This is a genomic window from Stutzerimonas stutzeri, assembly GCF_024448895.1.
Taxonomy (GTDB): Bacteria; Pseudomonadota; Gammaproteobacteria; order Pseudomonadales; family Pseudomonadaceae; genus Stutzerimonas; species Stutzerimonas stutzeri_Q.
Genome location: NZ_JAMOIC010000070.1, coordinates 1 through 1,234, shown reverse-complemented (window position 1 = coordinate 1,234; position 1,234 = coordinate 1). Strand labels below are relative to the sequence as shown.

Below are 1,234 nucleotides of genomic sequence, written 5' to 3'. Positions count from 1 at the left end.
TAGTGGTCAACCCATCCCGGACAGTGGGTTAAGTTTTTCTTCGGCCACCGCTGGCGGCAGCCCGTCGTTGAATTGATGTGGTCTGATCCAGTTGTAGCGGTGCATCAGGTAATGGCTGATGTCTCGCTGAGCCTCCAAGGCTGTCAGATATCCAGTTGCGGGGATCCATTCCGACTTCAGGCTGCGGAAAAGGCGCTCCATCGGCGAGTTGTCCCAGCAATTTCCTCGGCGGCTCATGCTCTGCTGAATGCGGTAGCGCCATAGCCGTTGCCGGAAGAGGCGGCTGGCGTATTGGCTGCCCTGATCCGAATGAAATAGCACCTGTTGTGGCTGGCCGCGTTGTTCGTAAGCCATATCGAGAGCCTTAATCACTAGCTCGGCATCCGGCTTCGTGGAAAATGCCCAGCCAATCGTCCGTCGTGTGTACAGGTCCAGCACTGCGGCCAGGTAATGCCAGCGACCTTGTGCCCAGACGTAGGTAATGTCGCCGCACCACACCTGGTTCGGGCGCTGGACTGCGAACTCGCGGTTTAACCGATTCGGGATATCCGGGCGCTCAGTTGTGGCCTGTTTGTAAGCGTGCGAGCCCGGCTGCTTGCTGACGAGGCCCAGCTCACGCATCAACCGACGCACACGGAAACGGCCAATCGTCACGCCGTCTTCGCGCAACATGCCCAGAATGCTTCGGCTGCCAGCCGAGTCCCGACTTTGGCTAAACAACTCGTTGACCCGGCTACGTAGCGCAACGCGACGAGCATCGACACGGCAACGTCGAAGCCGATGGGTGTAGTAGCACGACCGCGGCACATCGAAAGCTGAACAGACCACTTCTACCGGCTCCTGCTCACTCAACTGGTCTATCAGCACGTACGATTGAGTTCGTCCGACATCAAGAGAGCGGTAGCCTTTTTTAATATCGCTTTCTCCCGCTCCAGCCGGTTGATCCGGGCTTCTAGCTCCTGAATCTTCTGCTGCTCGGGTGTCAACGCCTTGCTCTTCGGGGTAACGCCCTGGCGCTCCTCTTGCAGCTGTTTTACCCATCGGCGCAAGGCCGAATCCACCACGCCCAGCGAACGGCAGGCCTCGATATGGCTGTAGCCCTGATCCAAAATCAGGGCAGCAGCCTCTCGCTTGAACTCGGCGGAAAACGTACGTCGTTGCTTGCTCATCAGACACCTCTCTAACGGCGAGATTTTCGCCTAAATCGGTGTCCGGGATCAGTAGACCACTACAA

General features: G+C 57.9%; 1 protein-coding gene. It reads right to left on the bottom strand.

The genetic code is table 11. The features are described from left to right. Positions 1-6 precede the first annotated feature (6 nt). Positions 7-1,169 (bottom strand): IS3 family transposase gene (locus NA619_RS24975; RefSeq protein WP_255964443.1). Its coding sequence is split into 2 segments (ribosomal slippage): positions 7-914 and positions 914-1,169, totalling 1,164 coding nucleotides; the frame shifts between segments, so codons are not numbered across the junction. Between the last annotated feature and the right edge of the window lie 65 nt (positions 1,170-1,234).